This is a genomic window from Pedobacter sp. KBW01, assembly GCF_003852395.1.
Lineage (GTDB): Bacteria > Bacteroidota > Bacteroidia > Sphingobacteriales > Sphingobacteriaceae > Pedobacter.
This window is the reverse complement of record NZ_QAJQ01000003.1, coordinates 65,765-75,990: the sequence shown is the minus strand read 5'-3', so window position 1 is coordinate 75,990 and position 10,226 is coordinate 65,765. Positions and strand designations below refer to the sequence as shown.

At 38.7% G+C, this 10,226-nt stretch carries 5 protein-coding genes and 1 tRNA gene; 1 reads left to right on the top strand and 5 read right to left on the bottom strand.

From position 1 onward, the window contains the following. Positions 1-139 precede the first annotated feature (139 nt). The 3 genes from DBR40_RS02925 to DBR40_RS02915 all read right to left on the bottom strand — a co-directional run bounded on the left by DBR40_RS02925 (position 140) and on the right by DBR40_RS02915 (position 3,325). A complete protein-coding gene (locus DBR40_RS02925) occupies positions 140-1,351 on the bottom strand; it encodes a bifunctional 3,4-dihydroxy-2-butanone-4-phosphate synthase/GTP cyclohydrolase II (RefSeq protein WP_124558315.1) in 1,212 nt (403 codons plus the stop codon). A gap of 138 nt (positions 1,352-1,489) precedes the next feature. Then, positions 1,490-2,914, bottom strand: a complete 1,425-nt coding sequence (locus tag DBR40_RS02920; RefSeq protein WP_124558314.1) for an LptF/LptG family permease — start codon at positions 2,912-2,914, stop codon at positions 1,490-1,492. A gap of 30 nt (positions 2,915-2,944) precedes the next feature. Then, complete coding sequence (locus DBR40_RS02915; protein ID WP_124558313.1) at positions 2,945-3,325, bottom strand: START-like domain-containing protein; 381 nt, start codon at positions 3,323-3,325, stop codon at positions 2,945-2,947. Between the two features lie 462 nt (positions 3,326-3,787). On the opposite strand from DBR40_RS02915, the gene DBR40_RS02910 reads away from it, so the two are divergent. Beyond that, positions 3,788-3,861: transfer RNA gene (locus tag DBR40_RS02910), tRNA-Met, on the top strand. A gap of 339 nt (positions 3,862-4,200) precedes the next feature. Here DBR40_RS02910 and DBR40_RS02900 read toward each other — a convergent pair. After that, on the bottom strand, positions 4,201-5,688 hold the full coding sequence (locus DBR40_RS02900; RefSeq protein ID WP_124558311.1) for a recombinase family protein: 1,488 nt from the start codon (positions 5,686-5,688) through the stop codon (positions 4,201-4,203). A gap of 568 nt (positions 5,689-6,256) precedes the next feature. Then, positions 6,257-10,057 carry an SEC-C domain-containing protein gene (locus DBR40_RS02895; protein WP_124558310.1) on the bottom strand — a complete coding sequence of 1,267 codons (3,801 nt, stop codon included), beginning with the start codon at positions 10,055-10,057 and terminating at the stop codon, positions 6,257-6,259. Between the last annotated feature and the right edge of the window lie 169 nt (positions 10,058-10,226).

Sequence of the window (10,226 nt, the reverse complement as noted above, 5' to 3'; positions counted from 1 at the left end):
ATCACACACTCGTTAAGAAACAAGCCTGAACATATTCACAAAAAAGGCCGGCAATATGATGCCGGCCTTTTCAATAATTTATAATTAACCTCAATCATTTTCCAATAATCAAAACTGAAAATAGTCAAAGCCAACCAAACTATCCTTTCATGATAGAATGGCCCATTTTATCTCTTTTAGTAGTTAAATAACGTTCATTGTGTACGTTACTGGCAATTTCGATCGGAATGTTTTCTATCACCTCCAAACCATAGCCAATTAAACCAGCCCTTTTAGTTGGGTTGTTACTCATCAGGCGCATTTTGGTTACGCCTTCCGATCTTAATATCTGTGCACCTACACCATAATCACGTTCATCACCTTTAAAACCAAGTTTAATGTTGGCTTCAACAGTATCAAAACCTGCATCCTGTAAGTTATACGAACGCAGTTTATTAATCAGCCCAATACCTCTACCCTCCTGATTCATATAAACTACAATGCCTTTACCTTCTTTTTCGATCATCTCTAAGGCCTTATGCAATTGCGGACCGCAATCACAACGGCACGAACCAAAAATATCGCCGGTTACACAAGAACTGTGTACACGCGCTAAAATAGGCTCATCAGCAGTCCACTCGCCTTTTGAAATGGCTAAATGCGTAGCATTATTGTCCAATTGTGTATAAGCCGTCATTTTAAAATCACCCCAGGCAGTAGGCAAAGCAATGCTCACTTCCTGCTTAATCAGGCTATCTAAATTTAAACGGTAAGCAATCAGATCTTCGATTGATATAATTTTTAACTGGTGTTGCTCTGCAATTTTAAATAAATCAGGAAGACGGGCCATTTCGCCATCTTCTTTTAAAATTTCGACCAATAAACCAGCAGGTTTCATACCAGCCAAACGGGCTAAATCTACCGCAGCTTCGGTATGACCGGCCCTGCGGATTACCCCCCCATCTTTGGCAATTAAAGGGAAAATATGTCCTGGTCTGCCCAATTCTGCCGGATCGGTTTTAGGATCGACCAAAGCCAGCATGGTTTTAGAACGGTCGCTGGCCGAAATACCTGTAGTACAACCATGACCAACCAAATCTACCGAAACAGTAAAATTGGTTTCGTAAGCGGCTGTATTTTTACCCACCATCAAATCGAGGTTAAGCTCTTTACAACGCTCTTCGGTTAAAGGGGCGCAGATTAAACCACGACCATAAGTAGCCATAAAATTGATTACTTCTGGTGTTGCATTTTCGGCAGCCGTTAAGAAATCACCTTCATTCTCTCTATTCTCATCGTCGACAACAATAATCACTTTACCAGCTTTTATATCTGCGACAGCTTCTTCTATTGTGTTTAATTTCGTTTGCATTTTATATAGCATTATGGAGAAAACGCGGCTCATTAGCTTTTAACAAGTATTTATACTGCAGCGTTAACTTGTACAAATGTACAACCTTATTAAGCAATTTTTGGATTAAAATATCATTTGTAAGTAAAGGAAATGAGGTTACTTTTCCTTCTTTTTAAACACTTTAAGCAGCATCTGCTTGTAATAATTTACATCAAAAAGAGCCGAATCAACTGTTGCCTTATAAGTTAAAAAAGCAGCCAGTGGCGATAGCACAATCATGGCCATCCACATACCCACTATTGGGTTTAGGTTACCCTCCCTTGCCGATTTCTCGGCAACAGTGGTAATAATGTGATACACCAGGAAGAACGAAATGGCTACTACAACAGGTAAGCCCATCCCTCCTTTTCTGATAATGGCGCCTAATGGTGCCCCGATAAAGAACAGCAGGATACACGATGCCGCCAGGGTAAACTTACGCTGGTACTCTACCGTAGTGAAGATAATTTCGCCCGTTAAATCGGTTTGGCGTGGTGCCCAGTTGGGTACATGCTGCATAATATTGGCTACCACATTGGTGGCATTATCAAGGGCCTGCTTGCGCGATCCGTTTGGGATACTCTTCAGCACCACATCATCAATTTTAGCAGGTGCAGCCTTTATTTTGGTATAACCTTTGGTTACGTTAAACTGCTTAAAGTTACTGGTCAAATTCTCGATAGTACGCATATGTATCGTGTCGAGCTGTTTGGTAAGCGAATCGCGTTTGCGCACAATCCCTTTCAGGTTTAACATCGGGGTACTATTGCCAAATGCGTTAGGGTCGGTTGTGTTGCCATCAAACGACGACATATCGAAACGTGGCGCAGTTTCTTTAAATCTCCTGCGCGAGAAAACCTGCCTGGGGTTATACATCCCGTTGCTACTGGCCTGCTCCTCATACTGTACGCCGTTTTTAAGGCTCAGCACCAGAAACTTACCATCGGCAGTTTTTTCCATCTTGCCTTCTTTGGCCAAAATTACCTTCGGAATGCCATTATTTTCTTTATGATCGTAAATCATAATGTTATGCAGGGTACCGTCGTCCTCTTTCGAATCGACACGGATGGCATAACCCGGTATGGCATTATTAAACACACCTGGTTTTATCAGGAAGGAAAGTTTTTTGTTGCGGATATCGTACAACAGCGAACCAAACTTTAAATTGGCTTTGGGCAACATGTAGTTCGCAAAGAAAAACGACGATACGGTAAGGATTAAAATCACCACGAAAAGCGGGCGCATGGCTTTCTGCAACGAAATACCAGCCGATTTAATGGCCACCAGCTCGTAATTTTCGCCCAGCGAACCGAAAGTCATGATAGAAGAAAGCAGAACTGATAACGGCAAGGCCATCGAAACGTTTGCTGCCGAGGCATAATACATCAGCTCCAGAATGGTATACCATTCGAAGCCTTTGCCAATGAGATCATCAATCCATTTAAACAGAAAAAACATTAGCAAGATGAACATCATTACAAAAAATGTTGCAATGAATGGTCTTACGAATGCTTTTATTAATAGAAGATGTAGTTTTTTCACCCTACAAAGGTAAACAATGCGCAGATAATATTATGCACCCAAAACACTAATCAGGTAATCGATCTGGTTATCCCAGATTAATTTCTTCTCGGCCAGAAGCTCGTCGGTAGTAAAATCGGTAATCGAGAGGGCAACATCGTTGGTTAGTTCATCCTGCACAATTTCCATCTCAAAATAACATTGAGGCTCATCATCAAGCCATTTAAACTTTACCAGCTTATTTTCTTTAACCGAAACCATTTTCGCTTTCAGCTGCTCATCGTCCCATGTAAAAGTATATACCTGATCGCGGAAAACCACATCGTCGGCAAACCATTGCGACAAACCGTTGGGCTCGCTTATAAAGCTGTATAATATTCTTGGTGACGATCTAACTTCGTACTCTAGTGTAAATTTTTTCTTTTCTGCCATGTTAGTACACTACCAGAATAATTTCCGGATTATTTTAAATGTTATTTTTCTAAAGAAAGGTATTTTATTCTACATCTGCAACTCTTATCATTTTTTTGATTACTTACCCAATTCAACGGATTTAATAGTTGGTTATTGGATTAACCCGTTAATTGTTTAAACCGGTTAACTGCCTCCAAACTCCATGCCCCAAGCTATTCATTGGTAAATGCAAACTATCTATTGCAAACTGCATATAGTTAACTGCGCAACACGGTTTCACTCACCCCTGCAAACAAAAACAAGCCCAAATCATTCAACCAAAGCCGGATTAAAACTGGCCCAATTCATTTAAATTTACTGTGCTATAGTACTTTAAATGTTTTTTCACATTTATTTTTATTAGAATGTATATTTATCCTATATTTGCAGCTCTTAAAAATAACCACATCTGTATTTACGTTATTTAGTAAATATAAGTCCGGCGGGGTAGCTCAGATGGTTAGAGCGCAGGATTCATAACCCTGAGGTCGGCAGTTCGATCCTGCTCCCCGCTACTTAAGGAAACACCACATCATGGTTGTTTCCTTTTTTTATACACATAAAAATTTGATGGTCAGATCTTTACACCCCTACCATCTTTAGTTCGATTTTTACTAATAAAACCTTTGGACTTTAATGAAGTATAGTCTAAAAACTGAGAGAGGGACTATCCTCACAGCGTTTTTTCATGGTTCGACTTTCCCTTAGGGTTAGAGTCATTTCGACCATACTCATGTTTATTGTAATTCTTTGCTAAAAGATATAAAAAGTCTAATATAACACTAGTCTCATTATCATTCACTTGCATCCCACTTTTAGCCAATATCGCGGCGGCCCGCTTAACTGACATCCTTTTATCTACAAAATTCATACCTATAAATTGACTTAACTTTCAATAATAATATCTTTGATAAACCACTGGCCATCCCTAAGGAAAAGTCACCTGTTTGGGGATCAAGCTTAACGGGAGGAAACAAACTCACTAGATGCTTTTTATCAGCTATACCCCAATTTGAGTATCCTTGGAAAATGTCGATCAATGATCTTCCTCCCAGTTTACGTTGTTTTTCAATATTTCTTAATTTCACACGAATATCATCTAACTCTTTTTTCAAACCTCCAGAATTGGCTCGATATTCTCGTTTCAGTTCAGTATAGTCATCAAATTTCAGAATATCTGCTACAAATAACTTGCGGGCCTTAGAAATGAATGACTCTTGTTCTTCAAGTTGTCTTAATACTATTTTACGTTCATATAAACACTCTACTTTTTCAGTGTTTATATTTGAGTCTTCTAGAATACGATTAAATAATTCGGCCGCTTTATCTGAAAGTGCCAACTCCTGAAGTTTTTGCTGATAACGATCATTGAGCAAATGGGCATTAATCCTTGTTTTACATTTTCCACGACAATGGTAATATGGATATCTTTTTGTTGAGCCACGCGAAAAACTTCCACAGAGTTTGCGCCCGCAAATAGGACAAACTAAAAATCTTGTTAAAAAAAACATCGTTTTTAGTTCATCTGTGCTACGCGTGATTTTTCTTTTGGTATTTATGATACGTTGAATATCATAAAAAAGAGCCTGAGAAATCAATGGTTCATGTATACCTTTTATCATTTGTTGCTCCTGAGAATTTAATTTTATCGGAACAAGACCGCAGTAAACAGGATTGCGAATGATCTTTGAAAAATTTGAACTTGAACATCTAAGCCCTTTTGCATTTGCCATCCTTCTAATTTCCTCATTACTATAAAGGTTTTTACCGAGTTGTTGAAATGCCCACCTGATAATGCTTGCTTCTGGTTGCCTGGGGGCGATAATTTTTTTCCCATCAACAGCTGTCAAATTAACGAAACCAAGAGGGGCCTTGCCAGGATATCTACCCAATTGCTTTGCTCTACGGATACCATTCGCAGTATTCAATGCTCGTCTAGTATTTTCTGCTTCAGGTACTGATAGATAAACAGCAAGCATTACTGAACTTTCTGGTATAGTAAGGTCAACCGGTTGGTCGATAGCCATTGCTGTTGTGTTGTACTTTCGCAATATTCCTATCATTTCATAGGCATATTGAATGTTACGACTAAACCTATCCCATTTTACAAATAGAATGTTATTTTCTTCTTTATTCGATTTCTTTCTGATTATTGCAATTAGCCTTTGCCATTCAGGTCGATTGAAATCTTTCGCCGAAAAGTCTTCCCGAAATACTCCTTTAACAACTATATTGTAGCACTCACAATATTTTAATAAACGATCTTCTTGTTCAGGTAAAGAATAACCTTTTCTTTTTTGTTCGTCTGTACTGACACGAACATACAGGTAAGCTGTTTCCATAAGAATAGTGCATATTTTTTTTAAAAGTTTAGCATTTTTTCCAGAAAGTGTATATTTCGGCAAATGTAACCCATCCATTCCGCGCCAAAATGGCTACTGGTCCGGCTACCGGAAATGGTAACATATTACCAAAGAGAATAACAAATATAAAAAATTCATTCAGGTACCAGATTCCTCCACTCAAAACGTCTGTTTGTACTTTTCAAATTAAAAAGCCCGTCAATCTACAATTGTAATACCTGACTTTTTTATTGTCCGCAAATAAACCTGTTTAATCAACTTAAACTCGCAGGAATTGCCCCTTATCTTTCGGATATATTGGCTCTTAGAAGCTGTAATTTAACGTAAAAATGTTACGTATAATTTCTATATCCAAAAGATTAAAATTAGGTTTAATATGCCGAAAGGCTCCTTTAATTCGGAATATAGGTAGCATTTTGTCCGGAATCACTGGCTAAATTGTTTCGGAATAAGCAGCTACATTCTCTGAATTTCCCACTCAGCATCTTTAAAAAGTGCATGGGACTCTATAAAGAACTTTAAATTATTCTTGATAACATTTGATTTCTTATTCATCTGCAGTATTTTTCTTAGCTATAATTTCAAAACCTTTTCTTACCATATCAGGGAAACAAAAAATTGGTAATTCCGACTTATTTTCCGCAAGATACAGCACAGGTATTACGTTAGAAGTAAGTACGACAGACTGAATTTCATAATTCTCCGGGTCTTTCACAAATTTCGTTAACTGATTTTTGTTGGCTTTTAACCAGGTATCCCGGTTAAGATGTTTAGCTATAAGTCCTGATTTACCGTCTTTACCAATATAATTATCCAATTCTGTTTTCATTTCATGAATAACTCTGGCGCTAACAGTATTTTTACATTCAATGGCATAAATGATTTTTCGTTCGTGATCTATGGCCATTACACCTACATCACCATAATTTCTATCCGCTATCAAAACACCCGTCTCCTGAATAGTTACTTCATAATCAATAACCTCAAGTTTAGTGTTGTTTTTTAACCAATTGACAACCTGCTGCCTATAGCGTTTACCTTTTCTATGGCGAAACGAAGTAAGCACATCCCTTTCAATCGGCCCACCTTCTTTGACGACTAATCGTCCCCCTGTTATCAAACTCGTCAGATTATCATAGGCTTTTAAAACATGCCGAAAGCCCCAATGATAAAATGTTTGGCCGTTGTCAGGATGTGTGATTTTGATCAAAGGTCTCCGATTGTAACTTAATGCCCTATTAAAGCGCCAGGGCATGATGTCTTTACTTGTAAAGCCTTCCGGTGCTTTATCTAAAGACTCACGTTTTTCTAAGGTCAATAACTGCAGCCCAGTTAATAATTCTTTCTCAGTAACAGGTGTGACAAAATCCTTTTGGATTTCGAGCAGAAATTTTTCCTCTACAATAATCATAAATGATTCGCCCGCACCCATCCCCATTTTAATTAGATTTCCGCAAATGGCGGTTAAAGTTGTCAGTGTAACGCCCCATTCATCAAAAAACGCCTTATCCGTAACCGAATTATTTACCAGTATTTTTCCATCATCCTCTGGTGCATCTCCTTCGGCTTGTAGCATGGCATGTACTTCGCTTTCAGTTCTGGCCAGATGGAAAGGCCGAAGATAGGTTTCAAAAAAATCGTGCGAAACATAAAGACGGCCAGAGGGAAGCAGCCCCATTTCAGGATCATTTAACCTTAGGTCGATAGAATCGGCGATGTTGGCATAATGGATCACCTCAGACATTAAAGCGATCAATTCATCCATTTCATCTAAATTTATCGGTTTTGCACCGGACGGCGGTTCAGCAGCTATAAATTCGATTAGGCATCGACAAGCCAAGGCGGTAGGGATAATTTCGCTGTTCTTTTTTTGCAGGTCTACGACTGCAGTAGGGAAATCACTATAACAAGCAACCTGATGAGGTAATCTTAAATCATTTTCAGCATCTTCCTGTATTAAACTTTCATTTAGAGTAATCAGCCATTTAATTAAAGAGTATAAATTAAAGCCGCTTATTTTTCCACGGATCTGACTGATTAATGAATCAACGATGGTCAGACAAAGTTTGTTCTTTTCTTTAGATGTTTTGATTTGTTCTGGAATTGGTTCAGTAAGGCTTAAGTTGGGGATCAGATAATCGTCCACCAATGCTTGATCTGCTTCATACAAATGACGCCGGAAGCCAGTACCACGGGTATCTAACATTGGGTTTTGATCACCATCCCCAATAAGGATCATTTTTGCATGACCAGGCGACATCACTTCGCTAATTACCTTTTCGATTTCATCATCACTTAGCGTTTCCTGTTTGTTCTCTTTCAGCAAAACATTGAAGGCTTTTAGCACGGTACGCATAATTGTTCGCTCTCCATTATTATGACCTTCAGCAAGTGAGGGTATCAATGTTAAAGGAAGTTCGACTGTAATAATACGCCCTTCGACGATAAACTCTAAAATTTCATCTAATAATTCTTTAGGCCAATCGGCAACATTAGTATTGGTATAAAGGCCATTATGCAATTCCAAAACGATTTCCACGGGATACCTTCTGATTGAATTTAGTTTTTCTTGCAACACTTCCCCAAACTTCAGCAACCAAAAAGCCACAGCTTCAGTATATAGGCCGATTTGATCATGTTCCGATTTGTTACCGGCTTGTTTGTTGACGATCCAACAAGGAAAATCAAATGATTCTATCAACCTGACATTCTCGGTTGACCGTTGTTGCTGTCTGTAAATAGGAGCATATTTACTTGCACGTCTAACCGGAACATCAATTGGTTTATTATCAGCGTATCGCCGTGCAGCATGTTCATCACGAAAGACGGTCACACGCCGTTGATAATCGGTACCTACCCCCATAAATGAAAAAAGATCGGGCATCTCGTCTCTTGGCAACATAGAACCCTGGTTTTCTAAATAAAGTACGTATAAATCTAATGACGAAGCAGATGGCATAAACCGGGTAGTTTTTGCAGCTCTTCCATAAGCTTTAGCAAATTTCCAAAGCGATAAAGGTTCCAATCCACCTTCGAAAATGATTTTTTCAAAATCACTGAAAGAAAAAAATAGAGTTTGATTGCCTTCCTCCGGTTTCGGCCAGGCATACATCGCGTGACTGCCTATACCACCAGCGACAAATAAGGTCAACACCTTCATTTCCTGCTTTTCCGGCAACTCATTGAGATACTTACTTACAACATTATTTCTATCGTTTATTGTTTCCTGTTTTGTCACCACCTCAGCTTCCGAATTTATGAATGCCATATTCAGCTCAGCTTTTATCTGTCCTTTGATTAATTGAACATAAGCTAGTTTATTCTGGTCGATTTGAAAAACGCTCTCTATAAACCTTTCAGGGGAGACGGCCACGGGCAGAGTTATATTAGTTTCTGACCAGCCCATTTCGTTAGCGTATTGGAGGAATTTATGCCATTGCCAGTCGTGATAAGCAGCAAGTAAGTTTTCTTCTTCACCCATTTCTGCAGCCAATCGTTTAATATAATCTGCGAGTGCCTTTGATAAAGTTGCAGGTACTAGGCAAATAATTTCATCACCGTCATCATACAACGGATACGGAAATATGGGTGAATCGTAAGGATCGTGACTATCTCCCAAGTCTTTTGTATTGATCAAGAATTCATTTATTGTTTCGACAGGGATTTTCCAATCATTATACATCCCTTCCAAATAGCTCTTTTCGAAACGGACGGCTGATAAAAGAATATTAAACACTTCAAATTCAGGAACAAAGATCGGTCCATCATCATCTTCTTCTATCGCATATCGACGTAAACCGGTTTGATTAACCATGATCTCGCTTATTAAAAGCAATAAAAGAGAAGCTTCCCTCACTTTATCTTTGAAGGACTCCTTAAGCTCATTGGAAATTGTAAAAATACTCTCCAGAAACCCATTCAGAATTTCAGTAGCATCGGTGTTAATTCCTGGTAGTACGCGATAATTGCCACCGTAAAAGGCAATATTCTCGACAAAATGGTTTACAGTAGGATCTTCCATACTGTCAAACTGCAAATGCTTTTCGAAAAACTCCTGTATATCTTCCCAGCTTGCCCGCTGTTCACTCTTTATACCATTGCGCAGAATATCGTATGTAAGTTCTTCCAGTCGAATATTTTTGCCGTGATTTTTTATTGACAGCTGCAATGCTGCTGAAACAGCCAATAATTGTGATTTATCGAACCCCTTAATAAAGTTACTTATTGCTACCAGATCAACAGAATACTCTTCCGCTTCGGTATCCATATTAAAATCCCCCTGACCGTGGCATTCTGTAAATTTTCTTCCGCTGCCGCATGGGCAGTCATCGAACATAGTTGCTTCCATATCTTATATAAGTAAAATTACAACAACTGGCACCATTTCCTTTACCTAAAATATAGAACTTATTAATTCCGCCAAGTTCTCAGTGTGAGTATATAAGGAAAATGGCCGCGCGTTTCGCATTGAAGTTGACACCCTGTTTCATTTTAAGCTAATCACCCATTTCAGGGCA

Coding starts and splice junctions, on each gene's coding strand:
- DBR40_RS02895 (WP_124558310.1), bottom strand. CDS start 10,057: ATGGAAGCAACTATGTTCGATGACTGCCCATGCGGCAGCGGAAGAAAA.
- DBR40_RS02915 (WP_124558313.1), bottom strand. CDS start 3,325: ATGGCAGAAAAGAAAAAATTTACACTAGAGTACGAAGTTAGATCGTCA.
- DBR40_RS02925 (WP_124558315.1), bottom strand. CDS start 1,351: ATGCAAACGAAATTAAACACAATAGAAGAAGCTGTCGCAGATATAAAA.
- DBR40_RS02900 (WP_124558311.1), bottom strand. CDS start 5,688: ATGGAAACAGCTTACCTGTATGTTCGTGTCAGTACAGACGAACAAAAA.